The organism is Solibacillus sp. R5-41 (genome assembly GCF_002736105.1).
In the GTDB taxonomy this organism is placed as follows: Bacteria; Bacillota; Bacilli; order Bacillales_A; family Planococcaceae; genus Solibacillus.
In genome coordinates this window covers 688,417-711,914 of record NZ_CP024123.1, presented here as the reverse complement: position 1 = coordinate 711,914, position 23,498 = coordinate 688,417, and the positions used below count along the sequence as shown (strand labels likewise).

The 23,498-nt window shown below is 37.6% G+C and carries 15 protein-coding genes; all 15 read right to left on the bottom strand.

The features are described from left to right. Positions 1-84 precede the first annotated feature (84 nt). Positions 85-453: a YisL family protein gene (locus CSE16_RS03210; RefSeq protein ID WP_099422543.1), complete on the bottom strand. Its 369-nt coding sequence runs from the start codon at positions 451-453 to the stop codon at positions 85-87. Positions 454-651: 198 nt separating this feature from the next. Beyond that, complete coding sequence (locus CSE16_RS03205) at positions 652-1,554, bottom strand: fumarylacetoacetate hydrolase family protein (RefSeq protein ID WP_099422542.1); 903 nt, start codon at positions 1,552-1,554, stop codon at positions 652-654. Positions 1,555-1,610: 56 nt separating this feature from the next. After that, a complete protein-coding gene (locus CSE16_RS03200; protein ID WP_099422541.1) occupies positions 1,611-2,786 on the bottom strand; it encodes a DUF418 domain-containing protein in 1,176 nt (391 codons plus the stop codon). Positions 2,787-2,798: 12 nt separating this feature from the next. Next, a complete protein-coding gene (gene addA, locus CSE16_RS03195; RefSeq protein WP_099422540.1) occupies positions 2,799-6,518 on the bottom strand; it encodes a helicase-exonuclease AddAB subunit AddA in 3,720 nt (1,239 codons plus the stop codon). Continuing rightward, positions 6,502-10,122, bottom strand: a complete 3,621-nt coding sequence (gene addB, locus CSE16_RS03190) for a helicase-exonuclease AddAB subunit AddB (RefSeq protein WP_099422539.1) — start codon at positions 10,120-10,122, stop codon at positions 6,502-6,504. The genes addA and addB overlap by 17 nt, the downstream gene beginning before the upstream one ends. 111 nt (positions 10,123-10,233) lie before the next feature. Further along, positions 10,234-10,869, bottom strand: coding sequence for a TVP38/TMEM64 family protein (locus CSE16_RS03185; protein WP_099422538.1), 636 nt, complete (start codon positions 10,867-10,869; stop codon positions 10,234-10,236). Between the two features lie 530 nt (positions 10,870-11,399). Next, positions 11,400-12,254, bottom strand: a complete 855-nt coding sequence (locus CSE16_RS03180; protein WP_099422537.1) for a DUF2268 domain-containing putative Zn-dependent protease — start codon at positions 12,252-12,254, stop codon at positions 11,400-11,402. 153 nt (positions 12,255-12,407) lie between these two features. After that, positions 12,408-13,577, bottom strand: coding sequence for a PDZ domain-containing protein (locus CSE16_RS03175; RefSeq protein WP_099425738.1), 1,170 nt, complete (start codon positions 13,575-13,577; stop codon positions 12,408-12,410). Positions 13,578-13,686: 109 nt separating this feature from the next. Then, positions 13,687-15,117 (bottom strand): S41 family peptidase, encoded by a 1,431-nt coding sequence (locus tag CSE16_RS03170; RefSeq protein WP_099422536.1) that lies wholly within the window; start codon positions 15,115-15,117, stop codon positions 13,687-13,689. A gap of 330 nt (positions 15,118-15,447) precedes the next feature. Beyond that, the gene (locus CSE16_RS03165; protein ID WP_099422535.1) at positions 15,448-16,002 is read right to left on the bottom strand and encodes a peroxiredoxin family protein; all 555 of its coding nucleotides are present in this window, start codon (positions 16,000-16,002) and stop codon (positions 15,448-15,450) included. A 117-nt stretch (positions 16,003-16,119) separates the two neighbouring features. Continuing rightward, positions 16,120-17,409 (bottom strand): murein hydrolase activator EnvC family protein, encoded by a 1,290-nt coding sequence (locus CSE16_RS03160; protein ID WP_253896156.1) that lies wholly within the window; start codon positions 17,407-17,409, stop codon positions 16,120-16,122. Positions 17,410-17,441: 32 nt separating this feature from the next. Next, positions 17,442-18,338, bottom strand: a complete 897-nt coding sequence (gene ftsX, locus CSE16_RS03155) for a permease-like cell division protein FtsX (protein ID WP_099422533.1) — start codon at positions 18,336-18,338, stop codon at positions 17,442-17,444. Next, complete coding sequence (gene ftsE / locus CSE16_RS03150) at positions 18,328-19,014, bottom strand: cell division ATP-binding protein FtsE (RefSeq protein WP_099422532.1); 687 nt, start codon at positions 19,012-19,014, stop codon at positions 18,328-18,330. Before ftsE ends, ftsX begins: the two co-directional genes overlap by 11 nt. Positions 19,015-19,295: 281 nt before the next feature. After that, the gene (locus tag CSE16_RS03145) at positions 19,296-20,519 is read right to left on the bottom strand and encodes a DUF4097 family beta strand repeat-containing protein (RefSeq protein WP_099422531.1); all 1,224 of its coding nucleotides are present in this window, start codon (positions 20,517-20,519) and stop codon (positions 19,296-19,298) included. Between the two features lie 107 nt (positions 20,520-20,626). Then, a complete protein-coding gene (gene uvrA / locus CSE16_RS03140) occupies positions 20,627-23,494 on the bottom strand; it encodes an excinuclease ABC subunit UvrA (RefSeq protein WP_099422530.1) in 2,868 nt (955 codons plus the stop codon). Between the last annotated feature and the right edge of the window lie 4 nt (positions 23,495-23,498).

Genomic DNA, 23,498 nt, shown 5'->3' with positions numbered 1-23,498 from the left:
AATGGAAGAAGAATGCTGAAGCAAGTTAATCCAAACAAAAACCACTTCAAACTTACTAGTCCGAAGTGGTTGTTTCATTTAATATTAGAAATTCATACCGATTCCTGTGCTTAAGCCTAAGTATAATGTAATTGCTAAAGCAATTGCGAATAACACCCAAAGTACGTTAACCGATTTGCCTTTGTTTTTACGTACTAAGATCATTTCCATGAAACCGATAATTAAAATACCAAAAAGTACTTTCATATCATAGTTCATGCCACTCTCAGCGATTTTGTCACGCCATTCTAAGAATAATGCACCGCCAGTAATGATAAGTAAAATGTACACCGCACGTAAACCCATATGTACACCTGTTAATTTTTTGCTTGATAATGCTGCAATAAAGAAGAGTACTAAAGCAATTACCCATGTTTTAATATGCAGATGTGTAGTACTAGTTAAAAAACTCATGTATATTTCCACCTTTTCTATTTTTTCTCTACATGCAATATCCTACCATGTAAGCGCGTGCAAATTCAATGAATTGGCTTAACTTAGTTCCATCCTCACACATACAAAAGGACATAACCTGCGCAATAATTAAGCGGGTTACGTCCTTGCTATTTGGAATTTTGTGAATCTATCACATTCATATTCAAGTAAAAAAAATCATGCGAAGCGATTCGCTAATGTGCCGATTCCTTCAATTGAAATCTTTACTTCATCGCCAGCTTTTAAAAACGTTGGTGGATTCATTCCTTTGCCAACCCCAGCAGGCGTACCTGTTAAAATAACATCTCCTGGTTCTAATGTTACATGTTTCGATAAAATCGCAATAATATCTGCCACACTAAACATCATATCCTTTGTCGAACCATTTTGACGCACAGCACCATTTACTTTCGTCACAATTGACAGGGCATGTGGGTCTGGAATTTCATCCTTTGTCACTAAATATGGCCCCATTGGACAGCTACCTTCTAAGCTTTTCCCTAAGAAAAATTGCTTATGTTTTTGTTGAAGGTCGCGTGAAGTAATATCATTGGCAATTGTATAACCAAAAATATAATCAAATGCCATCCCTTTAGGAATATCTTTCCCGCGTTTTCCAATTACAACAGCTAGCTCCCCTTCATAATCAAGAGCGTCCGTTTTATCTGCATGCACAGGTAATGTTGTTTCATCCGCTGAAATCGCAGTAGGTGACTTTGTGAAAATCATAATATCTTCTGGTGCTTGCTCTGCACCCATTTCTATTGCGTGCTCATTGTAGTTTTTACCCACACATAAAATATTTTTCGGTGTACGTGGGATTGGAGAAAGCCACTCGATTTCTGAAAATGCAAATTTAAATTGAGCACCATTTTCAGCTTTTTGTGCAGCATCTACTAATTTGCGAGCTTGCTCTACAAAATCAAAGCCTAATGCAACACCATCAATAATTGTTTCAGGAAACGAAGGTAGTATATTTAATTGTTTTTGAATTTCAATAACATCCCATACCGCTTCTTCCTTTTTAACTTTTGGGCCGAACTTTACTTGTCCATTTAATTTGAAAGATAACAATTTCATAATGTGAGGAGCTCCTTCTTTTTTCTACATGATACATCAAAGCTGAACGAATTACCTTACTTTTCTGATAATATTTTACCATAAGTTAATTTTTTGATCATTGCTTCAACTGGGCCTTGCTTAAATTTAGAAAACCAAAGCTCTGCAAACAATATTTGAACGATAAATAGGGCGATTGCGATGTAAATGCCCATTTGGACATCCACTTTCCCATATAAACCGAAGCCCCAATTATAAAATATTATCGTACAAACGATAGATTGCATTAAATAAAGAGTCATAGACATTCTTCCAGCTTTAGCAATTGGCGTTAAAACTTTTACGGCAATCGGAAGTAAACAAATTAATACGATGACCGCGATATAACCTAACGCTAATATAGGCCCCCCCACAAACACTTGTAAATATTCATAACCATATGTTTGAGCAGATGCAATCGGGAGACTCTTTAAATAAATACCCACACCCAAACCAAAAACCGCTAGAATAAACCAAGTGACAAGCTTTTCTTTTGCACGTTCAATCAATTTCCACTTCGCAAATGCCGCACCAATGAGCATATAAGGTAATATGGTGAACAAGGAAGAAATCCACATCGCCGAACTCATTTGAATGGCTAAGTCATCTAACCGTTGCATAAAAGCATCCGCCCATGTTCCGACACCATATGCTGTAATTGCGTTTTGAATCGCGGTAATATTTACCGATGAATCGCCCATCATTTGATTGAACATACCACCAAGAGAGTACAAGCTTAAAATGGCACTTTGGTATAATCCGTTCACGATAATTGCCGTGAACAGTAACCATTTTGCAGGTAGGCGCATAAGTGCAACTAAAAAGACGCCGCAAAATGCATACATCGCTAAAATATCTCCCCACCAAATTAGAAATGCGTGGAGCATACCAATACTAAACAAAATTGCTAATCGTTTCGGTGCAAATTTATAAAAGTTTGTGTCATATTCTTTCGCTTTTAAAAACTGCATTGCTAAACCATACCCGAATAGTATAGAAAATAACGGATAAAAACTACTTTGTACATAAATATCTAAAATTTGCTGTAAAATGATATCCTGTGCTTCAGTAAACCAATTTTCCAATCCCATAATATGAGGCATTGGCAAATAAAAGCCGAACATATTTACTAATAAAATACCGAGTAAGCTAAAGCCACGTAAAATATCAAGCGTGGCTACTCGATCCTGCGTACCAACTGGTCGAAAGTTCACAAAACATCCCCCCTAATCAATTTTCACTTCTTTCCCAATACTATATAAATACAATAAACGTTCACTTACTTTGACATGTTTAATGGATTCAATAGCTTGTTGATAATAGTTTAATTGAATGTGATATGTTTTTGTCATTTTTTGTTTAATTTTCTCCAAATCGTCTAATATTCCACTTTCAATACGATCCGTTTTATAGTCAAGTAACACCCATTGGCCAAATTCATCTTCAAAAAGACAGTCAATCACCCCTTGAATAATTTGTGCATCACCCTCGGCATCTTTGAGACTCCATGTAAATGGCACTTCACGTAAAGTTTGCTTGGCATGCTTAAAGCGCTGACCAACATCCGTCTGGAAGAAGGCGAGAATCTTTTCTACCTCTATTGCATCAGCTTCAATTTGTTGTAGTAATTGGCGCGTCACGAGTGATTGAATAAAATCTGTAGTTTCTGTCAACGTTTGAAAGCCTTCCTGTGGTATATGCTGCATCACCGCATGAACTGCTGTACCGACTTCTGTTGCTGACAGCTTACGTTCCTTTTTCTTTAACATAAAGCTCGGAACAGCCGCCTTAACATAGTTTACTGCGTTCGAATTATAAACTTGCTCTTCTTCCATTCGTTGAAGGCTTTCTAATCGCTTTAATTCACTAACGGAAGTTTTTGATTTTTTCGTCACTGCATGTTCATATGGATACGTCGATAAAAAGCGGTGCGTTAATAAATCCACGAGAGATTCATCAACTTGCTCTACCTGCTCTGTCTGAATCGTTTCTTCCTCTGTTGCCGCCGCTAAAAACGCTTCATTTGAAATGATATTTACAAACCACTGCGCTGCATGAGTTGCTTCCTTTTGTTTACCATATTGTGCAAATAAAAAGTCCTGATGCCTTGCAACAGCTGGTCCAACCCAACTTAAATAATGATTCGCCTTCGATCGAGTATAACTCGGCAATACAGTTTCCTCTAACTCCTGATAAAATGACCATTCATCTTTTTGCTTTTCCCAATCTTTAATGGAACCAACTAAAATTAACTGCTCTTTTGCACGAGTCATTGCCACATAAAGAATGCGCATTTCCTCTGCCTTCATTTTGGCAAGCTTCTTTTCCTTCACATATAAATGTGGCAGTGACGTTGACATGACGTTTAAATCTGGGTTGACAGACTTAATAGCAAGTCCAAATTCTTGGTCAAAAATGTAGCGGTTCCCTAAATCTTTCGTATTAAATCCACGACTCATCCCCGCCACGAAAACGACTGGATATTCCAAGCCCTTTGATTTATGAATTGTTAATAGCGTGACAACATCATCGGCTTCTCCGATTGATTTGGCAATCCCTAAATCATCCCCGCGCGAATGCATACGGTCGATAAATCGTAAAAAACGGAATAACCCACGGAAGGATGTTTTTTCATAGCTAAGTGCACGGTCATGAAGCGCGCGTAAATTTGCTTGACGCTGTTTCCCGTTCACCATTGCCCCGACCATTTCAAAGTAACTCGTATCTAAATACACTTGCCAAATTAAGTCTGCAAGCGAGCCGTGACGGGAAAAATTGCGCCATTTTTCATGTAGCGTTAAGAACTTTTGCAATTTTTGCTCGGTTGCAATCGCCATTTCACCAGATGCATTGACCATATATTGCTTAAGCGCTTCATAAAATGGCACTTTCCCATTAATTAAACGAATGGCCGCAAGCTCGTTTTCGGTTAGACCGATGAAAGGCGCGCGTAAAACAGATGCCAACGGGATATCCTGATACGGATTATCGATTACTTTTAACGTATTCAGCATAATCATGACTTCCAATGATTCAAAATAACCGCCATCTGTTTCGGCATAAAGTGGTAATCCCGCCATCTTAAATTCCTCAGCAAACGTCGCATACCAAGTACGTGACCGCATGAGCACGACTATATCTCTGTAACTGATCGGACGCGTTGATTTTGTTTTTGGGTTATATACTTGTGCCCCGCCTCTGACCATTTCTTGAATCCGCATAATAATATAGCGGGCCTCCTGTTGCGCCGAGCTAATACTTTCCTCTTCGTCACCGTTACCATCTGAATTTAAAACAGTTTGCAGCTTCGAATCGCCCTCTAATAAAACAAGCTCAACCGGAACTTGCTGCTCATCATAGCTTGCGCCAAACTTTAATTTTGCTTGTTCATCATATTGAATCTCGCCAACTTCTTCGTCCATAATTTGCTCAAACACATAATTTGTGCCGGCTAATACTTCAGAACGACTTCGGAAATTCGCATTTAAATCGATTTTCATACCGTTATTGATTGGATTTTCATCAAATCGCTTATATTTTTCAAGGAATAACCGCGGCTCGGCTAATCGGAACGCATAAATACTCTGTTTTACATCGCCGACCATAAACAAGTTACCATCTGCCTCATCTCCACTTTTCACAAGCTGTAAAATCGTTTCTTGAAGTCGATTCACATCCTGGTACTCATCCACAAGCACTTCCTTAAAGCGTTCCTTAAAATTCATTGCTACTTCAGACGGCGTTGGTGGCATCGTTTTGATTTCGGCATGCGATAAAATTTCTAACGCATAATGTTCTAAATCCGAGAAATCGAGTAGCCCACGATCCTGTTTTGCTTGTTTGAATGCTTCGCTAAATTCAATCGTTAATTTGACGAGCGTTTCCATAATCGGCTTCGTTTCTGCCATTTCTTTCACATACAGTTTCGGATGACGGGCAAAAAACGTTTCTGATAAAGTTGCAAGCATATCCTTTGCCTGATCACGGTACCCTTTCGCGATGCTATAAAAACGCTGATCCTCTTCCGTATCTTTTTTCCCAACAGGCTTAATCCGGTCAAATTTAATAAGTGGCATTAATGCATACGCTTCCTCCCATGTACCACTATCCATCGCTTCAAGCACTTGCTTTGCTGCCCCGTATTCAATTGCAAAAAGGGCTTCATTTTTTTGGAGTGCTGGCTGTACAGAAACAATTTGGAACCCTTTTTCAAGGCGCGCCACCACTTCTTTCAAGTTTGCAACAATCATCGGTCGAATTTCCTGTGCAATTAGTAAATCATCAATCGGCAATTGTTCATCAATGTCATATTTCATAGGTAATGCGCGTAACCATTCATACGGGTCAGGCTGTACACGCGACACTTTATACATTTCTTGCAATAGCTTTTCGATTGCTTGGTCACTGCGGTCCGTAGCAAAACTATCAACAAGCGTATACAACTCTTCCTTAGTAAATAAATGAGCCATATCTCCGCGATACGCTTTTTCTAGTACATCCATTAACACATCATCTTGTAACAATGCCGCTTCTTCTGTACTTGCTAAACGAAAACCTGGATCTAAATCGATTGTATACGCATATTCACGACAAATTGTTAGGCAAAAAGAGTGCAACGTCGAAATTTGTGCTTTATTTAATAAGCTAAGCTGACGACGTAAAAAAGCATTTTGTGGATCTTGTGCAATCGATTTTTCCAGTGCCTCTGCCATCCGATTACGCATTTCAGCTGCCGAAGCATTTGTAAAAGTAACGACTAATAATTCATCCACATCAATACGACGATCTTCTGGCGCTAAAATCTTTTGAATGAGGCGTTCAATTAATACAGCGGTTTTCCCTGACCCTGCCGCTGCCGATACTAAAATATCATGACCTGATGCATAGATGGCTTTCCACTGTACATCTGTCCATTGAACATTTTTCGGTTTAGTTGGAATCATCATGCATACATACCACCTTTTCAATATTTTCAAATACTTCCTGCTCCGATTGCTTTTTCAATTCATTGAAACGATTTCCCGCTTCTGCCTGATCAAATTGACAAACGGATTTATAGTTACAAAACGTACATGCTGTATGATTGCTCAAACTATAGGGCTTTATTTCCGTGTTTCCACGATAAATTTCATTGCCTGCATCACGTAATTTGTGATGAACAAATTGCTGAAGATTTTCCATATTTTGCGGCTCAATCACTTTTGATGAGCGCCCATTAAATTCAAGATTTTCATCCTTTTTAAATGCAGCCGGTACGATAATAGACGTTGTGCTCGGTTGCAATGACGTATCCATTAATTGCGCAACTTCCACGTCTTTCAACATATAGCCACTCAATTTAAACTTTTCTTGACGCAACCCTTCAATTTTTTCAAGCTCCGTATAATCTTCAGTTTGAATGAGTGGATTATGCACATGTAAATAGAACATACCAGCTGCTTGTACAATAATATTTTCAAGCTCTGATAAATCACTGACAAACTTACTTTCCTTAGCTAAAATCGGTACATTTTGTAACGCAACATCTAAATACGTTAATAATTGCATCGAAATGCCGTTATACACTTCTGTAAAATCCAATTTTCGACCGCTGGATTTATAATCAATAACACGTAAATATAAATTTTCTGCATCTTTATATGCATCAATTCGGTCAATTTGCCCGCGCACATACATTTTACGATTATTTTCAAGTTCAATTTCTAATGGCTTTAATGGATTTTGGTCATCCTTTTCTGCGTTTTTATCATCGCGTTTTCCAAAAGGTTTTTCGTGTGCAATCGCTCTAAACTTGGAAAGCTCACTTTGATTAATAAGCGCGAATAATGTGCGCGCGACAATTTTCACTAGCTTTGTTTTAATATATTCAAACCGATGACTACTCTTCAAAATACTGTATGAGAAATAATTCACTAAATTAGTCACCGTTTCATCTGCTTGTAGATAACATGCACGGTAATTATTCAGTGGAATTGGCTGCTCGTTATCGGATAAAATTTTGCGAATTGCCTCATGAAATAGATCACCCATTGCGAACGTTTCCAATTTAAATTCTGCACGTTCTTGCAACTTCAACCCGTATGAAGCAAAATGTGAATACGGACAGCTATAAAACTTTTCAATGCGGGATACACTTGCTAAAAAATCTTCCCCGTACAATTTTGTTGCCATTTCCTCCGTCAATGGCTCTGCTTCATTTACCTTAGTAAGGGGCTTCCTGACAAACGTTAAAACCTCTTGCCATTTTGGCTGACGCTCATAAAACGCTTGTAATGCGCCCCACTCCGCCGTTAATGGCTTTTGCTCTAATTGAGCTTTTTTCAATTGTGTCATTAAAAAGCCGACTGCTGGAGATGGATGACGTAAATAATTTAAAATTTGTTCAGAATCTAATTCCTCGAGCGGATCAATGACAACACGTTTATGAAGTAATGTTTTTTGTTTTTCCCCATCCGCCGTCTCAACTTCGAACAATTTATGCAAACGGTTAATATACAAAGAAGGGAGCTTCCCTTTACTTTCCTCATCAGCACTTGAAAAAGTGAAGTATAATTGGTCCGTCGGCGATGAAATAGCTCGGTAAAATAGGAAACTTTCTTGAAGTAATCGACTTTTCACACCCGGTGCCAGCTCAAAATCTGATTTTTCAAACGTTGCGCGTTCATCATCGGATAAAAGTCCCCCAGCATCCATGCGCATCGGATACACGCCATCATTAACGCCTATAATGAAAATCGCCTGCATATTATCAAAGCGAGAAAATTCAAGCGTCGAAACGGTTACTTCATCTAAAGTTGGCGGAACACTTGAAAATTGAAGTGTCTCAAACCCTTCATCTAAAATTTGCGCGACATCCTCCACGGTCATTTCTTTATTACCAAACATTAAGTCAAATTGCTCTAAAATATGGACCCAGCCATTCCATGCCTGCTCATGCTCAAAAGATTGATGAAGTGCATTCGCCTGCTCTTCCTTTTCTTGCATTTTTACAAGCTTTTTATATACGTCAAGTTCATCCATAAACTCATAGAGCGCAACGACAATTTCACGCCCTGTTTTCGCTTGCTTTAATTTTTGTTGTAATGCAAATACAGGCTCGCGAATAATATCTCGTGCTTCTTTTAAACGATTTTCAAGTTTAAGTTCATCTTCTGTTTGAATGGAATTGATTTTTTCAAGTGATTTAAAGCGGCGATAATGCCAAACTTCTTCATTAAACCAGCGATCGTGCACAATCCCCTTGGCAATGACAAAGTTCTCCAAAACATCTACTTGATCTCGCATTTTTGCAATTTGCGCATTTTGAGCGAAATACAAATCTGTTTTTACACTACGGAAAATCGGTTCATACTTCCAATTTGACGTAATAATCTCTAATACAGAACGACTAAATTCAATTAAGGGATGATACAACATCGAACGTTTTTCATTAGAAAATAGCGGAATTTCGTATTGTTTGAACGTTGTGGCAATAATCGCATCATACACATCTGCTTGGCGATACATAATCCCAATATCCTTATATCGCTTTCCTTCCTCTACAACTAAACGTTTTATTTCCTGGGCAATTGCCTGCACTTCTGCACGAGGGTTTGCAGCCTCTATGACTTGTACATGATGTTGTGCAGGGATTGGTGTAAAATAAGGGGCATGGAAATTTTGTTCAATTTGATGAAGGTCTGAATTTGTCGAACGATAATTCATTTCGAGATGAATTCGTTGCTCTTCTTCAATTTCGATGTTTTGTTCAAATTGTATTTTATGAAGTTCATGTTGTAATTTTTCATAGGACATCGCTGCACGGTAAAATACGGCACCTTCTAATTTATCAAGCTGTTCATTTTCAAATGGTAAGACAACCGTCACGCGCTTCGAATAAAGTAAAAGCTGCTTTAATATCGTAAATTCTTGCCCTGTAAATGATACGAATCCGTCCAAATATACATGAGTTTCACGCAAGCTTTCCATCTTTGGAATACGCTCGATCAACAGTGGGAAATAACCATCTCCATCCACATAATCCAGTCCAATTCGTTCATTTAATTGCTTTAAAATAATTTGTAAATCATGCATTTTATGAAGGAGGATTTTACTTGCTCCATTTTCCTTTAATGAATCAATTAGAGGTTCAATTGTTGATACATTAATATTATATTGGCTAAACTCTTTTAAAATTTGCTCTACTTCTTTTGTAAAACCTCGTTTGCCTGCTGCTTGCCGGAACAATAGAAACTCTTCTTTATGTTCTTCTAAAATGCGGCGAATTAACATGCGGTAGCCTGTCCCATCAATTCGCTCTTTTGTAATGCCACCTTCTTTTTGCAAAACAAACCAAGCTAACCGTTTGAACGTCATTACTTGAGCACGCATAATACCTTCAAGTCCATAATTGTTTGTTAATTCATATTCCGTTGAGAAGGTCATTTGGTCAGGGACGATAATAAAAATTGGTGACCCGAGTGGATTTCCCTTTAGATCTTCCACGATTTCGTTATGAATAAATGCTGTTTTTCCTGTTCCTGCTCTTCCTGATATGACGCGTAGTGACACATTCCCCACCTCTTCTTTCAACTATTTCCTCAATTATACAATAAGAATATACGTTCTAATACTATTTAGGACGCAACTTGCGTAAAAAAGAAATGTGAGCACTTTATGGCCTCACATTCCTTGTAGTTTATCATTTTTAGTTTTTTCGATTGCGCGTAAATCACGTTCTACTCTTTTGTTTAAACTTCTTTCAACGAGTTTGCCGATTCCCCAAATCACGAAAATAATGAGGCCTGAAATGATGATTTTCAACGGTTCACTTAATATTGCTCGTAAATCACTACCTAAATAGCTCATCAAAAAGATCATGACCGGCTTTGAAGCGAATAGCGTAAACAGGTAATATTTCTTTTTTATATTCGAAAGACCCGCGACACTATTGACGACAACAACCGGTGTAAATGGTAGACAAAGCAAAACAAATAACGGCGTAAGCCCTCGGATATCTACCCAATGGATTAGCTTTTTTATTTGCTGTTGTTCTTTTATATACCTGAAAATACGATGATTACCGAATTTACGTATGAGCAGGAAAAATACATAGGATCCTGCAACCGTACCTAGCCAGGATAAAAGGAAGCCCCAAAATAATCCGTAAGCACTGGCGTTTGCTACTACAATAACAAATAATGGTAAAATCGGTATAAATGATTCGATAAATGTTAAAAAGATTCCTGCAAATGGTCCTAATAATTTATATTGTTCAATTACTGCCTCAAGATTATCAATGCTAAGCCATTCAAACATAGAATTCACCCCTACTACCAACAAGCATTTCCTTTTTTAATGATAATTATTTCTTCAATTTTTCTTTTCTTTCATAATAACATAATTCGACAATTGTAGGGGTTGGGTTCTGTGAAAGCTCTATTTGATGTTGGTGCTAAATTCTGAAGCTATACATAGTTGGCAGTAACTTAACCTAGACAATAGTTAAATTTTTCAAGGCATAAGAAAGGCACCTACTAGGTTTGATAAATCTATCCTACCTGGAGATGCTGAGCTTTTATATGTGTTATTTAATTACAAATCTACATTAAATCCCTTAATATAATAATGAATAATCATCACTTTTATCTACTTCAAAATAGTATTGTTTATTAGTAACAGCATCAATAACTTCTCCAAAAATTAACGTTGTATTTTGTCGTAACATAGTTTTCTGCATAGAAGTAGGCAATTAAGCTAGTAGCTTTAGATTCAAAATAAAACGAAGTCCCAAATATAACCGATAAACAAAAGGTTATACTTGATAAAATTATCTTATTCATAATCTCTCATCCTTTACTATTGATAATCATCGTTTCCAGTTCATCTAGTACTATCTGTTTGAAGTCTCTTTCTTTCCATAACGTGATTGCATAAGTCACTCCAAACTTTTCAATTAAACTTGTCACGAAACAATACCCTATATAGTACGCTAAACGCGCTTTACCGAAAGTTTCTCCACCTCTAATCGAAAACCATTCTTTAAATATTTCATTATTGGGATTTTTCTTTAAATCTTGTGTAAAGTGTTTCAAAATTAGGTGCTTGTTTTCCTCACAAAATTGTAACCAATCAATATCATCTTCAAATATAAAATAAACATCATTCCTTACCGATACTACCCTTGTCGAGAAATAAGTTGCAATTCCCTCTTGTAATAACCATGTATACGGGCTCATCCAATCAACGGAAGACCACTCAATTCCTTCTTGTATAGAAATTAAATTATGCGTTACATGACCAAACTCATGAGCAATAATTGTTCTAAGATGGTCTATTTGTGGAGATAACTTTTCCAAGCAAAAAGCAACTTCAGGAATATATTGACGGTATGTATAAGCATTCGATCCAAAAAGACCAACTAACAAATGGACATCTTCCGTAAATTGAACAGAATACAAGTTTTCATATGTACTTGCAATTTCTCGAATTAATTCAGACATTTTTCCACATATTTCTGCCATGTCATCTAATTTAGCTAAATGTTTATTAATGGCTTCTTGTAACTTTTCATTTTTGTTTAGGCAATGATACTTAAAATATTCATCAAAATGTATTTGATTACTTGCAAAATATTCATTTAAATATAGAGTTGTTGGCTTATAATCTTTAATAAACTCGGTTACCGTATCATGGATTTTCATGACAACGCTCCTTCAAATGATTTTGTCCTTACGATAGTATTCAATATTAAGTTCAATAATCCTTCTGAAACGTACTCCCATACTAAAGCCTCACACAAATCCATAAAAAAACACAACCCCAGAACCGCTCGAGTTGTGCCTTCATTTATTCTTTTACTTCACGAGCAATAGCCCAATTTTATGATGGTCCTCGTTATGCACGGCATGCTGGGTTAATCGAAGCTCTTGATTATGGTCGATTACCTCTAAACGGCAATGGGCTGCATTAATTTGCAACGCTTCGTATAATTCATGCTCTGAAAAAACTTCTTGACCATTTACACGTTGAATAACTTCACCTGCGATTAGCCCCATTTTTTCAGCAGGTGAATTCGGTAATACTGCTGCAATCATCGCACCTTTTCCACTTCGCATCACGGCATAGGAATCGCGGTCTTCTTTGCGTTTATAATAAATACCGATTATCGTACGAGAGATCATCCCTAATGCTAAAGCAATTGCACCTAAAATAGGGAAAAAGTAAGCGGTAAAGCCAACTAATAATAACAGTTGTCCGGTAAAAATAATGCTTCGTCCAATTTCAGGATACACATACAACGGCATTTTTTTTCGTATAACCTGTTGGAACCCGATGACAAACGGAAACAGTACGAGTGAAAATTGTTCTTGCCCCAATGAAAATTGTGGCCAATAAGGTAATAAGCCTTGAAATGCATTACCCGGAATAATAATAAAAACCGGTAAAACCCATATTTTCTTACTAAAATAGGCAATTCCATTAAAACCTCGTTTTGTCGTTTCTACTATAGGTGAGGCAAATTTTGCACCATATCGACGAATTAATAAACCTTCTGCCATTAACAATACGCCTGCTAAAATGGGTGCCGTAGCGGCAAGCCCATCCGCAACATTATGCCCAACAAATTCAAAGCCCCCTATTTTAAAGGACCAATCTTGCCAATACATGGAAGCAACCAAGACAAATGCGACGGGTATTACAATAATTGGCGATAATAAATGATAATTAAATAAGAGTAAACCAATGATACTTATGAGCGAGATCAAAATTAAGAACTCTAATGGTACGGTTAAGCCAATTAAAATACTAGATAATGAAACGATTAGCGATAATACGAAACCAGCGAGGAGCATGTTTTTTAACTCAGACCATCCGCCTAAAATGCGAATTTTAAAGTATTTGCGCTCACGTTTTACACGGTGATACCCTAAAAATACAGCTGAAAATATTGCAATATATAGTACTGGATTAATAAAAAATCTTCCAATACTTTTCAAAACTTCTATTAAAATAGTCGAATCCATTTTTTCACCTACCATCCAATCATTACTTCGTTTATTGTACCAAATCCATCTGTTTATGCGTAGTGCTATTTGTAACTACATGCTAAAGGGATAATCTGGAACTTTTTCTCTACATTTGAAGCTGATGCATGACATAACTAATCGCCATTTGAAGCTGCATATCATTAATTTGTGACGCTTTATAAGCTTGTAATTGTTCGGTCAATTTAGCGAAAAACTGTTCATCCATGTGGCGCCCTTCCTGTAAATCATAACGTTTTCTAAAATTTGAAACAGCCTGTGCAGTTTCCATATCAAAAAAACCATCTTTACGAACCATTGCATAACCAAGCTCTGCTAAAACAGACTGGCTATAAGCAATTTCCTCACTAAACTCACCTGTTTCAAAACGACCTTTTAATAATTTTGTTTCGATTCCATAGAGTGGGTGCTGCTTCACTTCAATATCAGGCTCTATCCCCTTATGATGAATCCAACGTTGTGTTGGCGTCAACCATTTATTTGTGGATAGCTTTAATTCACCGCCATTTTTTAGCTCCCAACTTTTCTGAACTGTCCCTTTACCAAAGCTCGTTACGCCAATAACCGTTGCGCGTTTCCAATCTTGTAATGCACCCGCAAACACTTCACTAGCAGATGCGCTGCCCTCATTTTGAATAATTGTAATAGGTATATTTTTTAATTTTTCAATGAAAGGAGAAAATTCTTCTACATATTTTGTTTTTAATGGCTCTGTTTTTCCATCACTTTTTTGCATATAGGCAAATATTTTTTCTTGCCGTTCGAACGTACTAATTATTTGGGCGACACTATGTAAATAGCCCCCAGGATTATCTCGAACATCGATAATTAACGCTTCCACGTTTTTCTCAAATAGCGAATTAAGCTCACGCTGCCACTCAACACCTGTTTCTTCTCCAAATAAAGTAACTGTTACGTAGCCAATAGGTGTATCCTCTACATTAATGACTTCTGAGTGGACTGTTTCATTTTTAAGTTTCGCTCTTTTTACGTTAATTTTCACATGCCGCTCTAGGCTTGGACGAAATACAACAAGCGTTACTTCCTCCCCTTCTTTCCCTTGCATAAGTTGCATAACATCTCCCAAAGATTTACCTTCAAGGCGGGTATCATTAATTTGAACGATTTCATCTAAAGGACGAATACCTGCCTTGTCCGCTGGCGACGTCTTTACCGGTGAAATAACAACAAATTTCCCATCTTTTTGGCTAAGTTCTACCCCAATGCCAATTCTTTCACTAGCAAGTGTTTGCTTATGTAAAGCGGCTTCTTGCTGTGAATAATACGTGCTATATGGATCATCAATCGCTTTCGCCATTCCTCGAAGGGCCCCTTCAACCAACTTTTCTGAAGTAACATCATAAACCGATTCTTTCGCGATTAAATCATGCAACTGATTGACAACAGCAAAATTAGTATCTTGATTCTTTGCCTTTGGTTGCTGATCTAGCCAAAAAAAGAGAATTGTAGGTATTAAGACAATGACACCTAGCAATAAAAAAATTCGACTTCTTCGCACAATCTTCCCTCCTGTTCATTTAAATCTATGAACGAAGGGAGAATTTCATACTTTCAAAGTCGAATATGTTTTCTATTCAATTCAATTACCCCTCGGCGTAATTGCGTCCAGATTTTTTCGAACTTGCTCGAAAAAATCCTCTAAAAAATCTGTGACATCCGCCGGGGTTTTGGGCCAACACGACGTTGGTCACTCAGGCGTTGCCGCACGACGCGGCGTTCTTAGCCTGAGTTCCCCTAATCAGCCAGGATTTGAACTACCACTGAATTATGGGCATACTTGACATTCATGCCCCACTTTTTAGAAATGGAGAAATTCTGCTGAAGCAAGTTAATCTAAACTTTTAACATTTTCCCTTAATGTATCAAGATCTAATGGTCCTGAAATTTGTTTTTGAATTTTACCTTCCGTATCAATCATAAAAGTAGCTGGAATTGTAACAAATTTATATTTTTTCGCAACGCTTGCATCCGGCTCTAATAAAATTGGAAAGGTAATATTATAGCTTTCCACAAATTGCTCCACGCGCTCAACTTTTTCTCTCTCGTACGTTAAATTAACCCCCACAATTTCCACATTATCCTCTTTGGCATATTTTTCATAATATTTTTGCATATGAGGCATTTCAGCTTCACAAGGTGGACACCAAGTTGCCCAAAAGTTTAGTACAACGCGCTTTCCACGCAAATCAGAAAGGGTCATTTTCTCTCCATCTAACGTCCTCAATGTAAAGTCCGGTGCTAATTGTCCCTTTTCTGTTCCCACTTCCGTACCTATTGCATTTTCATTAATCGCATTACTTGCCTCTATTTCTTTTTTTATATAGGTCCCCACCATAACAAGTACTAATGCTATCACGATGACAATTCCAATATTTTTCTTCATTGTATGTACACCTCGTTACATTTTATATAGTTTTACCATATCATATGCACTACCGAATTATTCTAATAAAAAAAACAAAACTCGAGATTTTTCCCGAGTTTTGTCTTTTTTTCGTCTTTATAATGAAATGTAGCGCAATGGGTTTACTGCATTCGAACGTTGACCATTCCATTCCCCAACATGAATTTCGAAATGTACATGTGGACCCGTTGAATTCCCTGTGTTCCCCATTTTTGCGATTTGCTGGCCCTTTGACACAACATCACCAACACTTGCTGTAAAGCCACTTAAATGACCATATGCTGTGGTAAACGCTTGTCCATCAAGATTATGCGTTACCAATACCAAATTTCCGTAACCACCCATTCTACCTACATAGGAAACAACACCATCTGCGGCTGAAACAACTGGTGTACCAATTGAATTAGCAATATCAACCCCTAAATGATTTTTACTGCCAATTGGACCAATATCTCGTCCGCCAAAGCCTGATGTGAAACGACCTGCTGCTGGTCTTGTCCAAGTACCTGCTGAAACGGTCGGTAATTTCCCTGAACTTGCGGCATTCGCTTTCTCTCTGTCTCTCTTCTTTTTGGCTTCGATTGCTTTTTGACGAGCAATTTCTTGTAAACGGCGTTGCTCTGCAAGGACTTTTGCCTCTAATTCTTCACTAATTTCAACTTTATCATCATATTCTACTTGTAGCTCTGATTTTTGACTGCGTAATTTTGCTTCTTCTTTTTCAAGCTCATCTACTAGTCGATTTTTATCTGCTTTTTGATCTTTTAAATCAGCCATTAATCCAGACAGTTTCGCTTTGTTTTTTTCAAGCTTTTGCTTTTTCGTTTGAAGAATGACCTTTTGCTCTTCTAACTTTTCCTGATCTTCCTTTTGCTCACGCATAATTTGACGGTCTGCATCCATTAATGTGCTGACTGCCGAAAAACGGTCAATAAAATCGACAAAGCTATTAGCGCCCAATAATACATCCAAATAGCTCACTGTACCGCTTGTTTGCATCGCACGTGCACGATCTCGTAACAGTTCATCACGCTGGTCAATGCGTTTTTGTAAATCGGCAATTTCTGACTCTAATTCGCTAATTTCTTTATTGGCAATGTCAATATCAAGCTCGACTAATTCGATTTCTTTATGCGTTTGATTTATTTTTGCTCCAATTTCTTCTAATAGGCCAATGATTTTTTCTTGTGTATTTTGATTAGATTGAATTTCACTCGTTTTTTGTTGAAGTGATTTTGTTAATTCCTTTTTTTCCGCTTCTATTTGATTTCTTTCTTTTTTCAAATCACTTAAAGAATCGGCATAGACTACAGGCATTTGAATGAAGAGTACAAACGCGATTAGTGCAGCGAAAATTTTATATGAATGCTTCTTCAGCTTATACAACGTCTCTTTTCCTCCTAAACGCATAAATATGGTTATATTTTCAAAAACTTACGTACAGACATGAAACTACCCCATATCCCTATTAAAATACCAATTAAAGCGATTAATCCATTTACTTGTAGCATGAGCGGTCCCACTTTAAGTAGTTGGAAAAGCTCTCCTTTTAATTTCGGTGCGACGAGATCATAAATTTTATAATACGCAATTGTAACTGTAACAATTGGAATGATAGAACCGATTAAACCTAACCACATTCCTTCTAATACGAATGGAATACGAACAAAGGAATTCGTTGCGCCAACTAGCTTCATAATTTCAATTTCTTCTTTACGAGCAATAATCGTAATTCGGATTGTATTCGAAATTAAAAACATCGCTGTAAATAATAAACCGACGATTAACACTAACCCGACATTACGAGCAATATCTAAAAAGCTAAATAACCTTTCTATTTTTCCTTCACCATATTTGACTGATTGCGTATGTTCTAAACCTTCAATTTTTTTCGCTACTTCTGCCGTTTTTAATGGATCTGCAGCTTTTACGTAAAGGACATTATACAACGGGTTATTTTGTTCAAATAAGCTTAACTCTTCTCCAAAATCTTTTACCAACTTGTTTAATTCCGCTTCTTTTGAAGAATATGTAACTTCCTCTACATCTACTAAACTTTTAATCTCATTAATTAATTGTTGTTCTTTCTTTTTCATTTCCACTTCATCTGGCATAATATCAATCATAACGCGAATTTCAACGTCATTTTCTAAATCTGTAGCGACTTTATTCAGATTTAGCATGATGACTGAGAATACACCGACTAATAATAATGTAACAGTTACCGCACTGATTGAGGCAATCGTCATCCAACTATTTCGTCCTAATGATTTGATACTTTCCCTAAAATGACGCGCTATTGTTCTACCCTTCATAGCCGTAGTCACCTCCGTACTCATCACGGACAATCATACCGCCTTCAACAGCGATTACACGTTTACGAATGGTATTCACAATTTCACGGTTATGTGTAGCCATAACAATTGTCGTTCCTTGACGATTAATTTCTTCAAATATATTCATAATTTCCCATGACGTATCGGGATCTAAATTTCCTGTTGGCTCATCGGCAATCATCACTTTAGGACGATTCACAATAGAACGAGCAATGGAAACACGTTGTTGCTCACCGCCCGATAATTCACTCGGGAGCATGCGTACCTTATGTTTTAAACCGACTAGTTCTAATACTTCCATCACACGTTGACGAATGACTTTTGGCTGTTCTTCAATTACTTCCATCGCAAACGCAACATTTTCATAAACCGTAAGTCGCGGTAATAATTTAAAGTCTTGGAACACAACACCCAATTGACGTCGTAAATGGGGAATACGGTTGGCTTTTAATGTTCGTAAGTTGGTGCCATTTATAATAACGTCACCTGATGTCGGCTTTTCTTCGCGATACATCAGTTTAATAAACGTTGATTTCCCTGCACCACTAGGCCCGACAACATAAACAAACTCGCCTTTTTTTATTTCTATAGTTATTCCGTTCGTTGCAACAACACCATTCGGATACTTTTTGATTACATTTTTCATTTGAATCATTAACGAAACCACCTAAGTTCTATTACTAGAAATTTAATTTTAATTTTTCTCTATTATAGCACTTTGACGCACTAGAATTATTACAATTTCTTTTCATTCTTACTACTAAACAAGTATTTCGACACAATTAATTGAAAACCCTTCGCAATTTAAGTGGAATTTCAACTTTATTAGAGCCGGGGATTAAGTAATTTGTCAATTAAACTGCGACGGTACAGAAAAAAGGAATGCCCTTTCACCTCAGTGAACTGACATTCCTTTTATTTAATACTAATATAAGCTTATTTCGTCGTGTACCGAACTAATACGGTACCTGTGCGTGATTCACCAACAAGCTTCAGTAATTTTGCACCAGCCAACTCTTTATTAAAACGAATTGATTTTAATAAGAGTTGTTCGGCTTCCTCATATAATGTCACATCACTTAATCCGACATCTGCTTTGCCAAGATTTGAGTAAATTTGACCATCAATCGCAACTGTTTTTGGCACATAAATTTCAACCGTTCCTGCCATTGTACGAGCTTTCACTTTATGTGCATCTGAACTTGAAGTCGTCACAACGACATGTCCGTTAAAAGATTCCGCCTCTACTTCTTTTAATTCACCATCAATATAAATACGACCATTCGCAGTTTCTACTTCTAAGTCCTCGCCCTTTACTTGACGTGCCTCAATTGATCCATTGCTAGATTGGAGCTCTGCATGATTAAACTCTGCATTTTCTAAACGAACAATGCCGTTATACGTTTTTACTTTAATCAATTTCGCATCTAAACCTTCGATTGATACGCCACCATTTAATAAACGCGCAATAAACACATCATAATGCTTTTCCGGAATCGCCATTCTAATTTTTAATTGCGTAAATTTATTCGATGAGTGAATCATCAATTTTTGATCTTGAAGCGTTGCTAAATTTTCGACAATCGCTGCCATTGTTTCTTCTTCTGTGCCTTTTGCTGGCGTTTTCACATGAACATCTACTGTCACAAAGGCATCGGTCGTTTTAATCACTTCTACTTTTCCGCTCGCAACATCTAATTCAATACCCTTTACGTCATCTGCTGGGTAAGCATACGTTTTATCGAATTCCACTTTTTCTCCAAATGGCATTTCGATGTCTAAATCTTTTAGCTTGGATAAAGTAGACCCCATTAAACCTGCCATACGTGTACCAAATTGCGATAAATCCTGCTTAAGCTCATGCATAAATTCATCCATTTTTTTATTTACATCTTTATCATTAAATGCTTTTCCAAAAATATCTTCAAAGCCTGTTGTTTTACGTTTTTCTTCAAAAATCGGTTCATCTTCATATACCTTTTTTGAAGTTGGTGGTACTTCATCTTGCTGCGCTTCTTTTGTTAACTGTACTGGTAACACTTCTGTTGTTTGAGTGGATTCCTTTTGTGGCGATAACTTTTCGAGTAATACAATCGCCTCTTCTGCCGAAATTACACCGCTTTCAACCAATTGTAAAATTCGTTTACGTTCATTTTGCATAAAAAAATTCCTCCCTCTACATCGTATACCCATATATACGATAAGGGAGGATAAAAAGTTTCATTGAAGGACTTATATTTAAACTTTTTTAATAGAAAGAAACGTATTTACTTATTTTTCGCCGCTACAATTTTATCATCCATACGTTCGCGGTCCCGTTCTAAAATTGGCTTTAAGTAGTATCCTGTATAGCTTTCTTTTACTTCTGCAATTTTTTCAGGTGTGCCGGTTGTAAGAATTGTCCCACCGCCATCACCACCTTCTGGACCTAAATCAATAATATGATCCGCCGTTTTGATTACATCTAAATTATGTTCAATAACAAGCACGGTTTCTCCATTTTCAACTAAACGCTGTAACACAACTAATAAGCGGGAAATATCGTCCACATGAAGACCAGTCGTCGGCTCATCTAAAATATAAAATGACTTTCCGTTCGAACGTTTATGCAGTTCAGAGGCCAATTTTACACGCTGCGCCTCACCACCGGAAAGCGTCGTTGCAGGTTGTCCTAATTTAATATAGCCGAGCCCTACATCAACAATCGTTTGAAGTTTACGTTGAATTTTTGGTAGATTACTGAAAAAATCAAGCGCATTTTCTACGGTCATTTCTAAAATATCCGAAATATTTTTGTCTTTATAGCGAATTTCCAGCGTTTCCCGATTGTAGCGCTTGCCATGACAAATTTCACAAGGCACATACACATCCGGTAAGAAGTGCATTTCAATTTTAATAATGCCATCCCCACGACAAGCTTCACAACGTCCGCCCTTCACATTAAATGAAAAACGTCCCTTTTTATAGCCGCGCACTTTCGCTTCATTTGTCATCGCAAAAACATCTCGAACATCATCAAATACACCAATATATGTCGCAGGATTCGAACGTGGTGTACGCCCAATTGGAGATTGATCGACTTCAATTACCTTTTCTAATTGTTCGATCCCTTCAATTGATTTATGCGCACCCGGCTTTACTTTCGAACGATTTAACTTGGATGCGAGTGACTTATACAAAATTTCATTCACAAGCGTCGATTTTCCAGACCCCGAAACGCCTGTCACGGCAATAAACTGGCCTAATGGAATGTCTACAGACACATTTTTCAAGTTATTTTCTGTTGCACCCTTTATTTTCAGCATACGTCCATCAGGTTTGCGACGTTCTAAAGGAAGCGGAATAAATTTCTTCCCACTTAAATATTGGCCCGTGATAGAATTTTTATTTTTCATCACTTGCTTCGGAGTTCCTTGCGCAATAATTTGCCCACCATGAATACCCGCACCTGGGCCAATATCAATTAAATGGTCCGCCGCTAGCATCGTATCTTCATCATGCTCGACGATAATTAATGTATTTCCTAAATCACGCATATTTTCAAGCGTATGAATTAAGCGATCATTATCACGCTGATGCAGTCCGATTGACGGTTCATCCAGTATATATAACACGCCTGATAAACGCGACCCGATTTGAGTTGCTAGTCGAATACGCTGTGCCTCACCGCCCGATAACGTACCAGCCGCACGAGATAACGTTAAATAATTCAATCCAACATCTAATAAAAATCTGAGCCGCTCCACTACTTCTCGAATAATTAATTTCGCAATTTGCTTTTCCTTTTCCGTCAGCTCCACTGAATTGAAAAAGTCATACATTTCTTGAATCGAGCGACGAGTAGCTTCGGAAATATTTTGGTCTTTAATTTTCACCGCAAGCGATTCAGCCTTTAAACGATGGCCTTTACACGACTGACATGGCTGCTCCGTCATATATTTTTGCAATTGATCGCGTACATAATCCGAAGAGGAATCTTTAAAACGGCGCTCAATATTGTGAATCACCCCTTCAAATTCAATATCCTTTTTATAATGACTACCATAATCATTAATGAAGTCGAAATGAATTTTGTCCTTGCCCGAGCCATATAAAATTTTGTCCATCATTTCTTTTGGAATGTCTTTTACCGGAATATCCATTGCAATCTGATAGTGCTTACAAACTGATGCTAATAATTGCGGGTAATATTGTGATGATACCGACTCCCACGGTGCAATTGCAGTTTCGAGTAACGTCTTATCCCAATCTGGAATAACGAGCTCTAAATCCACTTTCGTTTTGCTGCCTAATCCATCGCATGTTGGGCACGCGCCAAATGGACTGTTAAATGAAAACATGCGCGGCTCTAATTCACCAATAGAAAATCCGCAATACGGGCAGGAATGATGCTCGCTAAATAATAATTCCTCATGCTCCATCACATCGACTAATACGCGACCATCCGCCAGCCTTAACGCAGCCTCCAAAGAGTCACTTAAACGAGATTCAACGCCCTCTTTTACGACGACGCGGTCAATTACGACTTCAATCGTATGCTTTTTATTTTTATCCAGCTCAATATGATCATCTAAATCACGCAGCTCCCCGTTCAAGCGAATCCGAACATAGCCTTGCTTTTTCAAATCTTCAATAAGCTTCACATGTGTCCCTTTTTTTCCTTCTACAACGGGCGCGAGTAGCTGCATTTTCGTGCGTTCTGGGTACTCCATCAAACGATCAACCATTTGCTCAATTGTTTGTGATGTAATTTCGATCCCGTGTTTTGGACAAATTGGTTTACCAATACGGGCATAAAGCAGTCGTAAATAATCGTAAATTTCCGTCACTGTACCTACCGTTGAACGTGGATTACGGCTAGTTGTTTTTTGGTCGATTGAAATGGCAGGCGATAGCCCTTCAATTGTATCGACATCCGGTTTATCCATTTGCCCTAAAAATTGGCGTGCATAGGCAGATAGGGACTCTACATAACGTCGCTGCCCCTCTGCATAAATCGTATCGAAAGCGAGTGAGGACTTGCCCGAACCGGAAAGCCCCGTCACGACAACAATTTTGTCACGTGGAATAGTAACATCTATATTTTTTAAATTATGTGCTCTTGCTCCTTGTACAACTATCTCTGTATTTTTCACGCTT

Excerpts from the sequence above, each read along its gene's own strand:
- CSE16_RS03210 (WP_099422543.1), bottom strand. The coding sequence starts at position 453 with ATGAGTTTTTTAACTAGTACTACACATCTGCATATTAAAACATGGGTA.
- CSE16_RS03205 (WP_099422542.1), bottom strand. The coding sequence starts at position 1,554 with ATGAAATTGTTATCTTTCAAATTAAATGGACAAGTAAAGTTCGGCCCA.
- addA (WP_099422540.1), bottom strand. The coding sequence starts at position 6,518 with ATGATGATTCCAACTAAACCGAAAAATGTTCAATGGACAGATGTACAG.
- CSE16_RS03185 (WP_099422538.1), bottom strand. The coding sequence starts at position 10,869 with ATGTTTGAATGGCTTAGCATTGATAATCTTGAGGCAGTAATTGAACAA.
- CSE16_RS03180 (WP_099422537.1), bottom strand. The coding sequence starts at position 12,254 with ATGAAAATCCATGATACGGTAACCGAGTTTATTAAAGATTATAAGCCA.
- CSE16_RS03175 (WP_099425738.1), bottom strand. The coding sequence starts at position 13,577 with ATGGATTCGACTATTTTAATAGAAGTTTTGAAAAGTATTGGAAGATTT.
- CSE16_RS03165 (WP_099422535.1), bottom strand. The coding sequence starts at position 16,002 with ATGAAGAAAAATATTGGAATTGTCATCGTGATAGCATTAGTACTTGTT.
- ftsX (WP_099422533.1), bottom strand. The coding sequence starts at position 18,338 with ATGAAGGGTAGAACAATAGCGCGTCATTTTAGGGAAAGTATCAAATCA.
- ftsE (WP_099422532.1), bottom strand. The coding sequence starts at position 19,014 with ATGATTCAAATGAAAAATGTAATCAAAAAGTATCCGAATGGTGTTGTT.
- CSE16_RS03145 (WP_099422531.1), bottom strand. The coding sequence starts at position 20,519 with ATGCAAAATGAACGTAAACGAATTTTACAATTGGTTGAAAGCGGTGTA.